Origin of the sequence: Aureliella helgolandensis (assembly GCF_007752135.1) — a bacterium.
Lineage (GTDB): Bacteria > Planctomycetota > Planctomycetia > Pirellulales > Pirellulaceae > Aureliella > Aureliella helgolandensis.
In genome coordinates, this window is sequence record NZ_CP036298.1 from 8,099,737 (window position 1) to 8,116,582 (window position 16,846).

The 16,846-nt window shown below is 56.0% G+C and carries 13 protein-coding genes; 5 read left to right on the plus strand and 8 right to left on the minus strand.

The features are described 5' to 3' along the window. Positions 1-150: 150 nt before the first annotated feature. From Q31a_RS28570 to Q31a_RS28580, 3 genes are all read right to left on the minus strand, one after another. Positions 151-606: a hypothetical protein gene (locus Q31a_RS28570; protein WP_145085962.1), complete on the minus strand. Its 456-nt coding sequence runs from the start codon at positions 604-606 to the stop codon at positions 151-153. Positions 607-740: 134 nt separating this feature from the next. Further along, complete coding sequence (locus tag Q31a_RS28575) at positions 741-2,102, minus strand: helix-turn-helix domain-containing protein (RefSeq protein ID WP_145085965.1); 1,362 nt, start codon at positions 2,100-2,102, stop codon at positions 741-743. 307 nt (positions 2,103-2,409) lie between these two features. Next, entirely contained in the window at positions 2,410-2,745 is a 336-nt protein-coding gene (locus tag Q31a_RS28580; RefSeq protein ID WP_145085967.1) for a hypothetical protein, read from the minus strand. 403 nt (positions 2,746-3,148) lie between these two features. On the opposite strand from Q31a_RS28580, the gene Q31a_RS28585 reads away from it, so the two are divergent. From Q31a_RS28585 to Q31a_RS28605, 5 genes are all read left to right on the plus strand, one after another. Further along, complete coding sequence (locus tag Q31a_RS28585) at positions 3,149-4,588, plus strand: MotA/TolQ/ExbB proton channel family protein (RefSeq protein ID WP_145085969.1); 1,440 nt, start codon at positions 3,149-3,151, stop codon at positions 4,586-4,588. Beyond that, complete coding sequence (locus Q31a_RS28590; RefSeq protein ID WP_145085972.1) at positions 4,585-6,600, plus strand: hypothetical protein; 2,016 nt, start codon at positions 4,585-4,587, stop codon at positions 6,598-6,600. Before Q31a_RS28585 ends, Q31a_RS28590 begins: the two co-directional genes overlap by 4 nt. 28 nt (positions 6,601-6,628) lie before the next feature. After that, positions 6,629-7,603 (plus strand): beclin/Apg6 coiled-coil domain-containing protein, encoded by a 975-nt coding sequence (locus Q31a_RS28595; RefSeq protein WP_145085975.1) that lies wholly within the window; start codon positions 6,629-6,631, stop codon positions 7,601-7,603. A 92-nt stretch (positions 7,604-7,695) separates the two neighbouring features. After that, on the plus strand, positions 7,696-8,814 hold the full coding sequence (locus Q31a_RS28600) for a pyridoxal phosphate-dependent aminotransferase (RefSeq protein ID WP_145085978.1): 1,119 nt from the start codon (positions 7,696-7,698) through the stop codon (positions 8,812-8,814). 8 nt (positions 8,815-8,822) lie between these two features. Then, positions 8,823-9,617 carry an HpcH/HpaI aldolase family protein gene (locus Q31a_RS28605; protein WP_145085981.1) on the plus strand — a complete coding sequence of 265 codons (795 nt, stop codon included), beginning with the start codon at positions 8,823-8,825 and terminating at the stop codon, positions 9,615-9,617. Positions 9,618-11,703: 2,086 nt separating this feature from the next. Here the strand turns inward: Q31a_RS28605 and Q31a_RS28610 are convergent. From Q31a_RS28610 to Q31a_RS28630, 5 genes are all read right to left on the minus strand, one after another. Then, on the minus strand, positions 11,704-12,642 hold the full coding sequence (locus Q31a_RS28610) for an ABC transporter ATP-binding protein (RefSeq protein ID WP_145085984.1): 939 nt from the start codon (positions 12,640-12,642) through the stop codon (positions 11,704-11,706). A 251-nt stretch (positions 12,643-12,893) separates the two neighbouring features. Further along, entirely contained in the window at positions 12,894-15,140 is a 2,247-nt protein-coding gene (locus Q31a_RS28615; protein WP_145085987.1) for a hypothetical protein, read from the minus strand. A gap of 75 nt (positions 15,141-15,215) precedes the next feature. Then, the gene (locus Q31a_RS28620; protein ID WP_197355871.1) at positions 15,216-15,881 is read right to left on the minus strand and encodes a 3-keto-disaccharide hydrolase; all 666 of its coding nucleotides are present in this window, start codon (positions 15,879-15,881) and stop codon (positions 15,216-15,218) included. An 80-nt stretch (positions 15,882-15,961) separates the two neighbouring features. Next, positions 15,962-16,303: a hypothetical protein gene (locus Q31a_RS28625; protein ID WP_145085990.1), complete on the minus strand. Its 342-nt coding sequence runs from the start codon at positions 16,301-16,303 to the stop codon at positions 15,962-15,964. Positions 16,304-16,335: 32 nt separating this feature from the next. Next, positions 16,336-16,755, minus strand: coding sequence for a hypothetical protein (locus tag Q31a_RS28630; RefSeq protein WP_145085994.1), 420 nt, complete (start codon positions 16,753-16,755; stop codon positions 16,336-16,338). Positions 16,756-16,846: the final 91 nt, after the last annotated feature.

Sequence of the window (16,846 nt, forward strand, 5' to 3'; positions counted from 1 at the left end):
ATAGCTGTCTTGCCGCCGACTCTGTCCGTCTTGTCTATAGATTAGCGTGTTTGAATCGACATTGTCTCGCTTCAAGGGGAACGATTCATCCTTTTCGGACAAATTGCCACAGGTCGCGCGGGCGGACCTACCCACCCAGCAACCCCCGCACTAGCGAGGCTGCCACTGCAAACCACTACTTCCAGTGGTTGCTCCGGCACCGTCAGCCCCAGAGTTGCCGTACGCGTTGCCGGGGAAAGAAGAGAGCGATCCCGGTAGCGAGGGAACGTAATTGGAATTGAGCTGCGACAGTCGCCCCCCACCCGCTTGGTACTGCAGGGCAAGTTGCTTTTCGGTCTGAGCCACCCGTTCCTCGAGCATTCGATTGGACTGAGCCAGTTGATCAGCGCGATCCCGCTGCGAGCGAAACTCGGACAGCAGCCGATCATTCTCGCTTTGGAGCTGCTTGACGAGAGCCCCTTTGCCCAAGCTACTGCAACCGCTGGCACCACCGAGCAGAGGGACAAACAGACTGCATAGCCAGAGAATCCGGCCGGAGCGAGCCAAGCGTCCACGGCTGACCGGCACACGAAACCGCAGTTTCCAATGTTCCACAGTTTGATTCACGGGGTGCAGCCTCCATACCTACGAAACACTGCCCCGCATTCCTTCCATGGATGCCTTTGTTTCCCCAAGTTCACCTGGGTCCAAGGGACAGTGTTCACACGCTATCAAATTTGCCAATCCAGGCCTAGAGCGATCTACTTGCCACCCACGGCACTCACCAACGTCTCGGTGAAACCACTGGTCAGCGAACTTCCCTCTCCAGCCCAAGCCCACATATTGCGGACGACATCGCTCACCAAAATTCCCGACAAGCACATGAGCATTAGAATGCCGAGCAAGCTCAGAACTTCCAACAGGTTGTAGGGGACTTCAGGGGCACCCGTCACGACCGCAGCGCCCGCTGGAGCAACTTCGCCAAACCCTTCCGAGCCATCATCGAAGCTGCCGACCGCATCCCCATCGCCAAACGCGTCGAAGCCATCATCGGGCAGCGCTACCGCTGCATCGCCGAATTCGGTCGAATCCTCCAGCTCGATAACCTGCGATCCACTGTCATCGTCTACTTCCAACGCACCGGAGGCCGACGACAACTGAAACTCTTCATCTTGCTGAAAATCCACAGCTGAACCACCCGACGAGGGGCTCTGAACGTCCGAGCCCTCAACGGCCAAGTCGAGTCCAGAAATACCGCTGGCAGCCAAATCCAACGGCTCATCTTCCAATGAGATTCCACTGTCCGAAGGGCTCATCAAATTGATGCCACTGTCGTTTCCGAGCGCCAGGTCGCTGCCGCCGCTCAGGACCAAATCGCCGTCATCGGCCAGTTCCAAGTCGCTGCCCTGCAAATCCATCAGCCCCGACTCAATTGCCGGATCGCTATCCCCCTGAATCAAATCATCACTGGCGGCCAAGCTCAACTCGGAATCACCCGCCAAGACGTTGGAGGCGTCAGATCCGGGGGCCAAGTCCAGCGAATCGGAACCCGAAAGCGGAATATCACTCCCCGAGGAACCCCCCAACAATCCTAGGTCCGATCCCGCCAATTCAACGTCGCTGCCCACCGAGGAACCCGTTCCAGATCCCGCATCCGAGGCCGCAGCTAGGAGATCGTCGCCGTCTTCTACCGACAGCGACAACTCGTCATCATCATCGTCGTCAGCAGCTAACTGCAACTCCTTGCCCTCGTCCGCCGGCGGTTGTGGAGCATCGGGAGCTTTGCTGACTAAACGCACATCGCTTCCAGAACTGGGATCAGCCACCACGGAGACATCGCTATCGACCCCAGCTCCATCGTCACCGGCCAACAAATCGCTACCTACGGAACTCCCCAACCCAAGCTCCGAACCCGACATGAGAATCGAGGAGCCAGCGGGGTCTTCGTCGAGGGCTCCGCCTGCCATTTCACTGGCCACGCGCTCAATTTCCGTCGGCTTGAACTTCCAACTACCACCGTCGCGGTAACCAAATATTTCACCGCGCGAGAGCATCTCAACTAACGCATCTGCATTGACGCCAAGTTTCTTGGCAGCCTCTTCAAGCGGAACGAAATTGGACATGCTAATGCGAACTCCTAAGGTCGATGGGCGACAGGCCGCAGGCAAATCCACTTGCCAAAACGTTCATCCGATGAACTACTACGACAGAAAGTCAATGAAAAGCGTTGGTAATTCTGCTCAGCGACAAGCAGCGAGTAATTGCCATCACTGCGAGAGCTCCCGAACTCCCGCCAGTAACTTATCTATAGTAACTAAAGCTCCTGAAGAAACGAAACCCTTTGATCGTTAAATTCTCTATCAGGGGGCAGGTAGTTCAACCGAATATAACGCCCCTAACACCCACAACGGCACAAACCGCCCAAAAGAGCTAGGGTTTAACTTGCCGCAGTTCACTTGGGAGTGGCGAAGTTGCGTTGAATTCTTCCATCTGCAGATCGAGCGCCAAATTGCGGACACTTCGCAGCTGCAACTTCCCCTGCGTCGGCTCGACCTGGTAGACCGCCATCGTCGTGTGCCGCGTATCCAGCACGATCAATTGCTGGGTACCGTTGGGCAGATTGCTAGAGACCATCTGCACCTCGCCACCGTTTCCCGCCGAGTAGCCTGGCGTCTGGCTGGCCACCTGCGCAGGAGCATGGATGACAAAGTAGGCAATGCAGCCCACCAGTGAAACAAATAGACACTTCCCTAACCAGTCGCTCATCGGTCGTTTACTTTCCATTCGCAGATTGAAACTTGCTTGGCCTCTGGCTGCTATTTCTAATACGCTTGGCTTGGACACTTCAAGAGCAACTCATTCACCCTCCGCACCTTGTCCCGCAGCCCAGCACGGCGTGTTCGCGAGTTCCGCGCAGCGTGGATTTGCTATCAACGCTGCTTGGAAAGTCGTGGATTTTCTCCTTACATCCCCAACTCCCCTCCATATTCGCCTGGACGCGAGACAAGCGGTTTACCACAATCCGCGATGAACCCCAAAATTGGGAACTAGTGCATCGTCCACAATAAAAAGCATGGATTGGCGTCGCAGCGCATCCCTGGTCTACGCGAGTGCCCGATTTCGTCCACTACCGCAGGATTGAAGATGGGCGCAGCACTAGTTAGATAATTTGTCGAATCGCTACAAGGAAGTGGTGACACACGTGAATCAACATCGTCGTGCAAAAAGGGAAAGCTACGCGCTCTCCCTACCGCCGGTATTGCTGTTTGGCTCAATCGCCGCTCTCACCTTTTTCGGCTTGATCTTCGCTGGCCCACTCGATTTTGCCATCCTGCATCGCTACTGCTTAAGTCACCCTGTAGCGGTGACGAGCGTATCGCTCTTTTTCGTGGGCTTGGCGGGACTGACCATCAAGTGGTATCAAGTCACCGTGCAGTCCAAGCTGACGTCGAAGGCCGCACAGACCCTTCAGAGATTACTGGTCGACGGCGAAGACATCGCCGCTTCACAGCGCCCCGAATGGCTGGCCGCCAGCTGGCAAGCGCAACCAGCCAAGATTCAACACAGTTGGTTTGGGAATCGGATATCGCGGGTCATCGAGCTGCAAATCAATCGCGGACGTCGGCACCAACTGGAAGCGGATTTGAAATCCCTATCCGAGGCCGACGCGGATCGCCAACACGAGAGCTACAGCCTACTGCGCATCATCCACTGGGCTATGCCCATGCTGGGCTTTCTAGGGACCGTCCTTGGCATCTCTCAGACTCTGGGGCAGCTCGACACCAAGATGCTGGCTACCCAGCAGCAAGATGCGATGAACCAGTTGACGGCGGGGTTGTACGTCGCCTTCGATACCACCGCCATCGCGTTGATTCTGACGGTGGTCTCCATGTTTCTTCAGTTCGGTATCAGCCGACTGGAAATGAATTTGCTGAACCGCATCGACTCGGACTCCGGGGATGGCCTGATCGGCTATCTGTCGGATGACCCGCTCGATTCGCAAATCGCACTCATGGAACCCCTGCGAGAACTCTCCACCAACCTCTTGCAAGCCGTACAACAGTTGACCGAAGAGCAAGCCGCAATCTGGGGACGCTCGATGTCGGAGAGTTTCCGCCACTGGAAATCCTGGAGCGAAGATGCCTCCCAACGCATCGAATCGGAAATTGGCAATCGCGTCGGGGAATCGCTGCAGCGCCACGTGAGTGATCTTCAACGCATTCAGGATGAAGGCAACCGACAAGTGGACCTACGGTTGCAGCAGTGGCAAACGACCCTCAGCGATCAAGCTCGACAACTACAAAACCAGCAAAAGGAAATCATTCGCCAAACCGACACGATGCACAAGCTTTCGGAGTCGGTGGTCGATCTACGCGGCTTGGAAGAGACGGTCCACGACAGCGTTGCCCGCATGGAGAATGTAACTCGGATCGAAGAGGCCTCGCTGTGCATTGGCGAAGCGGTTGCGGTGCTCGCTACCACCCTGGAGCGTGCTGGCGCCTTCCGCACTCCGACACGCCCGCGGATGGCTAAAAAGGAGGAAGCCCCTCCAGAGACACACGCCGATGACAGCCAGCCTGCCACCCCATCACAAAGGAAGGCCGCATGAGCAGTGCACGCCGCCAGCGTGACTCCGTTGCTCCCTCCCTGTTCCCATTTCTCGCAGTCCTGCTGTGCACGATGGGTGCATTGGTCTTGATATTGATGCTGATTGTGGCTGGTGCACAAGCCTCCGCAACCCAAGTCATCACCGAACAGCAAGAGCAGGTCGAAGAGATCGAAAGCCAAATTACGCTCGCCCGTAGAGCTTTCGAAAAACAACTCTCAGGCGGCAGAATCGAACTCGAAAAAAAGCGGCTTCATCTCCAGCACCTGGAGAACCATATTCAAGAGTTGCTGGAAGAGCTGGCACACCTGCAGCGCACCGCAGAGCTGATGGATGAGGAGTCTCAGGAAGAGCAAGCCGAGCAGGAATCGATCACCCAGGCGATTACTGAACTCGAAAAACAACTGGCCGATGCGCACAAGAAACTGGAACAAAAGCTCGACAAGCCCGATGGCGATAAACCGATCTTTGCCATCATCCCTTACGACGGCCCCAATGGCACGCACCGCCGCCCCATCTACCTCGAATGCACAGAGCAGGGTTTGATCATCCAGCCCGAAGGACTGTTGGTCTCGGTCGATGACCTCCAACCTCCCTACGGACCAGGCAACCCGCTCGACGCGGCTCTGCGCACCATTCGCTCAACCTACGTACCCGAGAATCACGCCGTCACCAGCACTGCCTACCCACTGCTGGTCGTGCGTCCCTCAGGCATTCGTACCTATTCACTAGCGCGATCTGCGATGAACGCCTGGGATGACCAGTTTGGCTACGAACTGGTGGACGAAGAACTCGAATTGGTCTTCCCAGCTGGAGAGCCTGGGCTGCGAGCAAAGATTGCCAGTGCCATTGAACTGGCGCGGGAGCGACAAGCGGCTTTGGTAATGGCCATGCCACGCAAATTTCGCCAACAGTACCGCGACAACTCCTCAGGTTCTAGCGGCAGTGCTTCCAGTGGCTCAGGCAGCTCCGATCCGATGAGCTCCGGCTACCAAGGCGGGCTGCCTACCGGGGACTCCCGCGAGGGCGCACCGGGCGAGCGAGGCGGCTACGCACTCAATGGTTCTAACTCGGCTTCAGGACAAAACTCTTCAGCGGGAGGCTCGGGCGGCTATGGTTTCGCGCAGAGTGAAATCGGTACTGCATCGGAAAATCGCAATGATGGCGTGGTGACCGAAGCATCCCTGTTTGCGGCCAATCATTCTGGAGATACCGCAGACTACTCGGGCAATTCCGCAGCCGGAGTTGCTGCGGGACAGGGAGCATCCTCGTTCTTCGGAGACAACCAATACAGCGGTGTCGGGCAGACCGGCCAAGACCTCTTGAACCAGCCAGCAGGCGCGAGCGCCGCCGGCGGCCAAACCGGCAACTCCTCTGCCGGAGCAGCGGGACAATCGACGGCTGCAGCGGGTACCGGAGGCGGTTCCTCCGCTCAGTCGACCTCCTCGGGTGGCAACCAAGTCGCCCTGCCTAGCTTTGGCATGCGCACCAGCTCGACCGGCGCTCCTGGCGGGCAGCCGCCCACTGGGCCAAGCTCTACCGATGAAGCAACCGCTTCCGGCGGCTCCTACTCGGGAGGAAGCTCCAGCCCAACCAACGGACCGACATCCGGCTCGAATCCTCCTCCCACGGCAGGCGGACAAGGCTCCAGCTCGTCCCGCCCCGTAGCCGCCCACCGCGGGCGCGACTGGGCTTGGTCCCAAGGCCCCCCTACACAAACACCCGTGGTCAGGAACATCCGCGTGGTCTGCTATGAAGATCGCTGGGTAATCCTGGCCGACCCGAGCAGCGGCAGCTCCGAAACCTCGATCTCGATGGATAGCAGCCCGCAACAACGCGCCGAATCTCTCGCCAAACTAATTCAAAAACGCGTGGAAGGCTGGGGCATCGCACTCACCTCCGGCTACTGGAAACCGGTGCTCGTTGTCGACGTGGCTCCCAATGCCGATTGGCGATTCGAGCAACTCACCAGACTATTCGAAGGCAGCGGGCTCGACGTACGCCGCGCCCCGTAGCAATCCCCATTTAAGTTGACCGCCGATAATGCGACGCAGACACCGCCAAGATGATATCTCCGTAGGTGAGGATTCGTTCCTTGATACGACGGCAAACCTTGTCGGAATTCTCATCATCCTGGTCGTGGTCATTGGCACTAAAACCAAAATGGATGCCGATGAGTACAGCCGGCAACTGAGCGCTCCGGAGCCATCAGCCAGCGCCCTGCAAACCGCCTCTGAAGCCAACTCGATCCAACAAGCTCTGGTCAAACAGTCGATCCAATTGCAAGAGCACGAGCTGGAATCCCGTTTTCGCAAGCTCGAGAGGGATCGACTGCTGCAGTTGGTCGCCATGACGCGAGAAACCGTCGAAGAGCGGCTGGAGGAAACCGATGCAGAAAAGCGGCAGGAGATTGACAAACGCCAGGAATTGGAAGAGCTCGAATCGAAGCTCAAGGATGTCGCTGAGCAGATGGGTTCCGCCGAGGAAAAGGAACGTCCCAAAATCATCCTAGAACATCTACCGACCCCCATGGCGAAAACAGTCTTCAGTCGCGAAATGCACATTGAACTGAAGGAGGGGAACATTACCGTTATCCCCTGGGATCGCCTCGTCTCCATCCTAAAAGAACAAGTTCCGTTGGCAGCTCGACGCAATTCCTCACGCAACGGTTTGCATGAAACCCTGGGACCGGTCGGAGGTTTCATGATGGAGTACTGGATGAATGCCATTCCGGGTGGATTCGAACTGCAGCGGTTTGAGCTGGAAACCGTCGCAGATGCGCCGACGGAATCGCTCGCCAAAGCCCTGTCGACCGGGGGACGCTTGCAGCTAGAACTGGCGAGCCGCAATCCGGCAGAAACCGTCATCACCGTGTGGGTTTACCCCGACTCCTTCGCCACCTTCCAACAGCTCAAAAATGCGTTGTTCCAACAAGGCTTTTTGACCGCTGCCCGGCCACTCCCCCCGGGAGTGCGCATCGGGGCTTCTCCCCAGGGCACCCGCAGCTCGGCGCAATAGCACCTTCCGAGCAAGGCCGCGGGGTGGTAGTCTTTGACAGAGAATCACGTACATCTTCTTACTCCCGCTCGAGCTGCTTGATCGACTCCGCTATGACGAATACCCCCTCCACCTGGATCGCTGACCGCACGAAGACCTTTGATAGCAGCGGGATACGCAAAGTCTTTGACTTGGCGGCCAAGCTCAAGAACCCCGTAAATCTCAGTATTGGACAGCCCGACTTCGACGTGCCTCAAACCGTCAAAGACGCTTGCGTGTCTGCCATTGAGGAAGGTCGCAACGCCTACTCGCTGACCCAAGGCATTGCCCCCCTGCGTGAAAAACTGCGTGAGCGAATTCAACAACGCTATGGTCATTCCGATCGCGATGTATTCATCAGCTCGGGAACCAGCGGTGGACTAGTTTTGAGCATGCTCAGCCTGGTGAACCCAGGTGACGAAGTCGTAATCTTCGACCCCTACTTCGTGATGTATGCCCCGCTGGTTCAATTGGTAGGTGGCGTGCCGATCATCTTGAATACCTATCCCGACTTCCGCATCGATCTCGATCGAGTCGAAAGCGCGATCACTTCTCGGACGAAATTGATCCTCTTCAATTCCCCATCAAACCCAACCGGCATCACGCCTTCCCGCGAAGAGGTCACAGGCCTAGCTGAACTGGCCGCACGCCACAACGTGGCACTCATTTCCGACGAAATCTACAGTGAGTTCGTGTATGACGGAGAATTGCAAACACCAGCAGACCACAACCCCAACACCATCGTGATCGACGGGTTCTCGAAAAGCCATGCCATGACCGGTTGGCGCGTCGGTTGGGTGCACGGCCCTTCAGCGGTCATTCAAACCATGATCAAACTCCAGCAGTATTCCTTCGTGTGCGCTCCCCAACCGGCTCAGTGGGCCGGTCTGGCAGCAATGGACGTTGATATGGCCAGCTACCGTGCCGACTATCGCGCCAAACGCGATATGATGATCGATGGATTGAAAGACAACTTTGAATTCACCTCTCCTGGCGGCGCCTTCTACCTCTTCCCCAAAGCGCCTTGGGGAACGGGAACCGAGTTCGTAACCCATGCCATTGAGCACGATTTATTGATGATTCCGGGAGCGATCTTCAGTAGCCAAGACACCCACTTCCGCATTTCGTACGCAGCCCCACAAGCCACTCTCGAACGTGGTCTTGAAATCCTTAACCGCCTCGCCAAACGATAATCCTACCGATGAAAAGTAACCCGATCAAAAAGAAATTGTCGCGTGGTCAGCCCACGCTTGGCACGTGGCTCTCTCTTGGCAACTTGCACGCTGCCCGCGTACTAGCCCGAAGTGGTTTCGATTGGATTACACTTGACATCGAACACAGCCCCTTTGACTGGCGCGAAATTGCATCGGTGGTCGCCAGCATTGCGGACGCCGACTGCGTCCCCCTGCTCCGCGTCCCTGACAACTCACACACCATGATCAAATGGGCCCTCGACGCTGGTGCCTACGGCGTAATCGTCCCCATGATCGATACGGTGGAACAAGCTCAAGCCGCGATATCAGCAGCTAAATACCCGCCACGAGGAACGCGGAGTGCAGGCGGGGGAATGCACAATCTAAATTTCAGCTGCCCGACCGAAGAGTACTATCGCCGTGCCAATGACGAAGTCGTAGTCATCCTCCAAACAGAAAGCCCTCAGGGAGTGGCGAACGCCGAGCAGATCTACGCCGTGCCCGGATGTGACGCAGTATTCATTGGCCCCAACGATCTGCGGTTCCAAATGCGATCCCCCACCGGCGACTTCCCCACGGCGGAAGAGCACGAGCAGATGATCCAGCGAGTCGTCGAGGCGGGACGCGCCACCAGCACCCCGGTCGGCATTCACGTCATGACTCCCGAGCAAGCCAATGCACGCATCGCCGAAGGAATGCAATTCATCGCCATCTCAAGCGATCTGGGCATGCTGGCCAACCGAGCTGCAGAAATCGTCAAAACCTTGGGTATCCAATCCGACGATGATATTGCTCGCTACTAATCCCAGTCGAGCAGACAATACCGCCCTCGCCAGCAACACACTCGACTGCCCCAAGTGATCAACTGTAGCCACTCCTCCCATCGCAACCCGCCGCGTCGGCAAGAAGAGTGGACAGGCAAGTGGCCAAGCATGCGAGGAACCACGCGGTTCTAGCCGTCAACTGATGGACCAACAACCATCCTCGCTCACGCATCGGGTTACGATTTTTACAATCGACAATCACGCTAGGCACCAGCATGCTATGCTCCCATTGCAACCCGCTGCGTCGGCAAGAAGAGTAGACTGACAAGCGGCCAAGCATGCGAGGAACTACACGGGCTCTAGCCGTCAACTGATGGACCAACAACCTTCCTCGCTCACGCGTCGGGTTACGATTTTTACGATCGACAATCACGCTAGGCACCAGCATGCTATCCTCCCATTGCAACCCGCCGCGTCAGCAAGGAGAGTGGACAGGCAAGTGGCCAAGCATGCGAGGAACTACACGGTTCTAGCCGTCAACTGCTGGACCAACAACCATCCTCGCTCACGCGTCGGGTTACGATTTTTACAATCGACAATCACGCTAGGCACCAGTATGCTATCCTCCCATTGCAACCCGCCGCGTCAGCAAGGAGAGTGGACAGGCAAGTGGCCAAGCATGCGAGGAACTACACGGGCTCTAGCCGTCAACTGATGGACCAACAACCATCCTCGCTCACGCGTCGGGTTACGATTTTTACAATCGACAATCACGCTAGGCACCAGTATGCTATCTTCCCATTGCAACCCGCCGCGTCAGCAAGGAGAGTGGACTGACAAGCGGCCAAGCATGCGAGGAACTACACGGGCTCTAGCCGTCAACTGCTGGACCAACAACCATCCTCGCTCACGCATCGGGTTACGATTTTTACAATCGACAATCACGCTAGGCACCAGTATGCTATCCTCCCATTGCAACCCGCCGCGTCAGCAAGGAGAGTGGACTGACAAGCGGCCAAGCATGCGAGGAACTACACGGGCTCTAGCCGTCAACTGATGAACCAGCAACCATCCTCGCTCACGCGTCGGGTTACGATTTTTACAATCGACAATCACGCTAAGCACCAGCATGCTATCCTTCCATTGCAACCCGCTGCGTCAGCAAGGAGAGTGGACTGACAAGCGGCCAAGCATGCGAGGAACTACACGGGTTCTAGCCGTCAGCTGATGAACCAGCAACCATCCTCGCTCACGCGTCGGGTTACGATTTTTACGATCGACAATCACGCTAGGCACCAGCATGCTATCCTCCCATCGCAACCCGCTGCGTCAGCAAGGAGAGTGGACTGACAAGCGGCCAAGCATGCGAGGAACTACACGGGCTCTAGCCGTCAACTGATGAACCAGCAACCGTCCTCGCTCACGCATCGGGTTGCGATTTTTACAATCGACAATCACGCTAGGCACCAGCATGCTATCCTCCCATTACAACCCGCTGCGTCGGCAAGAAGAGTAGACTGACAAGCGGCCAAGCATGCGAGGAACTACACGGGCTCTAGCCGTCAACTGATGGACCATCAACCATCCTCGCTCACGCGTCGGGTTACGATTTTTACAATCGACAATCACGCTAAGCACCAGCATGCTATCCTCCCATTGCAACCCGCCGCGTCAGCAAGGAGAGTGGACTGACAAGCGGCCAAGCATGCGAGGAACTACACGGGCTCTAGCCGTCAACTGATGGACCAACAACCATCCTCGCTCACGCGTCGGGTTACGATTTTTACAATCGACAATCACGCTAGGCACCAGCATGCTATCCTCCCATTGCAACCCGCCGCGTCAGCAAGGAGAGTAGACAAGCAAGTGGCCAAGCATGCGAGGAACTACACGGGCTCTAGCCGTCAACTGATGAACCAGCAACCATCCTCGCTCACGCGTCGGGTTACGATTTTTACAATCGACAATCACGCTAGGCACCAGCATGCTATCCTCCCATTGCAACCCGCTGCGTCGGCAAGAAGAGTAGACTAACAAGCGGCCAAGCATGCGAGGAACTACACGGGCTCTAGCCGTCAACGGATGAACCAGCAACCATCCTCGCTGACAAGCTAGCGAGCGAACCTTAGATATTCTTACCAGAGCCCTTGGTCAGAGCCATAAAGGCCGATTCAAGGTTCGTCGCCTTGGCGCCAAAGTGCTTGAACCCAAATCCGCCGTTGACTAGGTCCAAGGAGAGCGGGCTGTAGTCCAGCACCCCTTCTTTCAAGGTAACTTCAAACATTCCGCGAGCCTTGTCCAGTTTATCGACGAGGGCGTGGGACTCCAGAAACTTGGCTGCTTCCGCCTGACGCTCAACCGGTGCGATCTCAATTTCCAACACGGTTTGCGGTCGCACCGTTTTGATCAATTCCTCAATCGTCCCGTTGAACCCCATCTCTCCGCGATTGATGATCCCCACCTTGTTACAGATGTCTGCCAATTCCGGCAGAATGTGGCTGCTCACAATAATTGTCTTACCGGTCTGCCCCAACCGCCGAAGCAGATTCCGCATCTCAATTCTGGCGCGAGGGTCAAGCCCACTCAGCGGTTCATCCAACAGCAATACTTGAGGATCATGCAATAGCACACGGGCGAGCCCCAATCGTTGCGTCTGCCCTCGGGAGAGGGTATTGGCATAAGCATCTCGCTTGAAATCCAAATCGACGACATCCAACATTTCATCACAGCGCTGGCGGCGGGCGGCACCTTGAATCCGATACGCGGCCGCAAAGAACTCCAAATACTCGATGACTGTCATGTCATCGTAAACGCCAAAGAAATCGGGCATGTAGCCCACCAACCGTCGAATTTCTTTAGGATCGGTGTAGATCGAATTCCCGCACACGTAGGCCTCGCCGTATGTGGGAGTTAGCAGAGTGGCGACGATGCGCATTGTCGTCGTTTTACCAGCTCCGTTGGGACCAATAAAGCCGAACAAGTCTCCCTCTTCAAGCTCCAGATTGATGCCGCGAATCGCGTACATATCACCATACTTCTTGGTCAAATTGCTGGTCTTGATCACAGGAGAAACCTTGTCGCAATGGATCGTGTTTGGGGAATGCAATTCAAATAGCCGCCAGCGGCTTGTCTCAGTAATAACCCACCGCGTGACGGGCTGTCGAAATATTAGACCTTCGCGCAAGCTAGCCAGACTTGGTCGCTAATCAAAGGTGATTCGGAGGGGGATAAACATGCTCTCAATTCAACCAGCCGTCAGCCGCCGGATTACTTCTGTTCCGCTAAAACCATAAAAGTGCTTCCATCGACAGCCCACTAGCGATCAGCGGTTGCTTGAGAAACGGGAATCAGAATGCGGCACCATACGCGATCGATCCCACGCTTCACCTCCACATTCTCTCCCCCCTGGGTACTGTCACCCGAGGAAACATCCAAGCTAGCCCACGGTGCATCGACGCGTGCGACCAAAACAGCCTGATCAGTCCGCATCAAGTTGCTATGATCAACACCTGCCTGATAGCGATGGGAAAGAGACGTGTAGGATCTCCCCGACGCAACTTTGTGAAACATCATTAACTCCAACAAGCGATCCAAAGCGTCGCGATCGTTGGGATCCCATGGTGTAACCACGTCACTTCCATCAACATTGCGACGACGGTGAAGCCGCCGCGCAATATCCTTGGGGATGGTGTCATAAGCAATCGACAAAGACTCGCCGGGAGGAATCCGACTTGCCAGACTGTAGTACCAATTGTGATAGAACAGCATTGGTTCTTTAAGATCCACATCGAGTGGATTCACTAGCACCCCAGTCAGCTGATCGACCCCTGGGATTTCCGTGAGCTGAGATTCCCGGGGATTGGATAATTGTCCATCCCAAGTCGTGACGAAGCTCTTCGTTCCAGCGGAAGGAATCCCGACGTTCTTGATCACAGAGCCTCCGTCGCCTTGCACATCGATCACGTAGCTAGGCATGCCGCGATCGGTACTCAACTGAGAAAGCAAGCCTCCCAAACCTGCACCGGGCAACCCCTGCCAATCACTGTAGGCGGAATTGGCGGAAACGTGAGGCACGGCATCGGTGGCGTTGGCCCGGACCGATACCGTTCTGGCGGCCCCGCTATAAACGTGGCTCCACAGCCGCCCTTGGACTTGACCGGTACTGACGTCAATATCGATCAACTGCGCGGCGTTTACCTGCAACTCATCGGGACGAATCGAATGGTAGAACCAAGTCAAACCGCTGCAAATAAGCAGCAATGACGTCCCGGCAAAGTACCAACTCAGGTGAGGTCGCTGCAGCCATTTCACCGAAACGAAGTAATCCACCGGACCGATCAACAGCAACACTCCGATCAGGAGTGCCACGAATAGGCTGAAGGAAATCCCAGAGACTCCGGAGAAATTGTCGAGCGTAGCCCGCAATTGCCCCACCAAGTCGCTGTAGCCGCGGTAGGAGGACTCTCCCACACTGCTTTGCCGATCTCCGGTAATCATCTCTCGATCCACATAGGGCTCAATCAACAGCCCCCATAGCAATCGGCGGTCTTTCCAGCCCGAGAAGGCGGGCGCATCAAGCGAACTGGTCACCAATTGGATCGTGCCGTGCCCATACGCGTAGCGTATCCACCAAGGAATATCGCGTCCCAGGGTGTCCGCAAAGGACAATTCAACCTCTCCACGCCCCAATTCCAAGATGCTGGCAGAGAAGCCTGGTAGCGGAGCATCGGTAGCAACCATCGATTCCAGCGTTCCAGGATTGGAAACCTGCCCGCTTCCGACAATCTCCCCTGGGAGAAACCTTTGCAAACCACTTGCCGGATTCGTGGACTCCCCCAGGGAGATCACGCAACCGCCGCCGCCTCGTACCCAGTGTTCCAACGCGGCCCATTGAGAAGTTGAGATGGCTGACAGAAATTCGTCGTCCGCACCTGAGATCACCAACAGGTCACAGGCGGCGTAGTACCGCCAGTCCGCAGGAATCTGGTCGACGGTCCTTAACACGGCTGTAGAAAAGGTGCTGGTAGAATTCGAGACGGAGTTGCGGCTCAGTTGCTCGATCCCCATGGCGGATCCCAAGGCCAACACCAGCGGCTGGTCTGAGGGCAACCCAGCGTCGTCACCTTGCGTATCGAGTTCCGTTTCCCCTAAGACTTGGGAGTCTTCCATGACCCGAACTGCTACGGGTGTTCCAAGTCTTCCAATGCGGACCGGCACCCACACGTAAGCCTGCTGCAATGGGTCTGACAAAGAATGCTGCAACAGCGAAGCATCGACATCCTGACGGTAGACCACGGTCACGCCATCCCCGTCGACACTGTGCACTTCAATCGCAGTCACCTTGTCTGCGATGCCTGATGGTAGGTTGACCCGAACCGGGGAAAGATGTCCTAGCTTCCACATGCCGGCCAACCCTAGCTCAGCGGTCACTGCATCGACGGCAACTGCATCGCTGGCAACAGGTGCGAGCGGCTCATCCACCTCGGCACTCTGCCGCTCAGCCCCCACCTCGGTCACAGTTTGCCCCTGAAGCACCGATGCTGCCAAACATATTAAAAGCATGCTGCCGCAGAGAAAACGCAACCACATGAAAAGACCTGCAAAGAAAACGGGAAACACAAGACGCGTAAATTGCTGCTATGGCAGACGTTTGACTTCAAGGTTCTTGAAGTACACCACACTCATTGGATCATGGGCTTGCAAGGCAAAGGTACCCGGCATTAGACGGCGGTCGAAGTCCTTGGAGTACGCGGGCTGATTCTCAGGCTCCGTATAGTCGACCATCGTCTCACCATTGAGCAACAGTCGAATGCGCCGCCCTTCTACAATAATCTCTTGCGTGTACCACTCATCATCCTTCACACCTGGATCCGCAATGTTCTCCACCGAATACAGACTGCTCGACTTCTTTGGATCGGTGTGGGACACATTCACTTGGCACTCGTAGCCGAACTTGGGCCAACCCGACTCCTGGAACTTGGTAGCAAAGTAGATCCCAGCGTTGCTCCCCTTGGTTGTCTTTACGTCGGCCTTGAAATGAAAGTTCGTAAACGGCTTGTCTTGGCCCACGTAGAACAGGTGGGCGCGAGGTCCTGCACAAACCAACATGCCCTCCTCCACTTTCCAACTCTCGGGATTTTCGTTGACCTTCCAACCCGTCAAAGATTTTCCATCAAACATTTCCACCCAGCCATCTGCCTCTTCCGCGACTTTGTCCTGAGCTCTCAGGGTGGCAGGGGTGAAACTGGTTAACGATACCACCAGCAGGGCTAATACTGCAGATCGGGTTATTTTCATCATCATGCAAAACCTCAGGTAGGAGTCCTAAACGGAAAATTGGGGGGAACAACCAGTTGCGGACGCGCGGTGGCCTAAATGCCGCCCTACAGGTCGCACAAGGCCTCGATGCCGTGCGAGAGGGCGGAGACCGACGATTGTACCGAAACATGCAACTTCGGCAGCCATTGGAAGGGAGAATTGCTGGTCTTAATCGCAACCCGACGTGTGCGCCAGGCAAGGGCGACGGCCGCTACAGCGTGATTCGGGGGGGTGCTAGCTTCGCGCGAAAACTGAAAACGCTCTTCTAGCGACAATCCGCTCCACGACTTGCCAAAGGAGTCGTTTCGATGGCTTGGGCCAACAAAGTAGCCGATATGCCACCTCCCCACGCCCAACGTCAGCGGCTTCAAAAAGAAAAAGGCAAGTGCCACCGCTACGGCAGACACTTGCCCAAATGCATCGATCGACGGCGAGTTTATTACTCGTCTTTTTTGCCTTCGACGTTTCCACCAGGAAGCAACTTGGCTTCGATTCGTTTGGCAAAGGTCTCGTGCTTCTCGTCGCCACTCTTCTCGTCTGCGAGCTTCTTGAAGATCGCGTCGAGGCGTTCTGCGAACTGCTCAGGATCCTTCTTGAAATCAGCTACTGGGAATTCATCCTTTTCCAACGCTTCATGCAGGGCTGCACCGTAGGGATTGCGGACCTTCTTCTTGTTTTCTTTATTAACATGGCACACGTTGCACTTGGCTTCTTTCACCAAAGCGACGAAGCCTTCATCGGCCTTTTCACCAGCGTAGATTGCTACGAATCGATCGCTTAGCTGTTTGATGGCAAACGCCGGCGATGCTGAAGTGATCGCGAAGCCAGCCACTGCCAAACCTAGTAAAACCTTCTTCATCCGTTAATATCTCCCTGAGATGTCAAACTTAATAAACTGCGGTTTTCGTATGCAAGTTTGCGCACAACGTCACACAAAATCAAGGGACGGG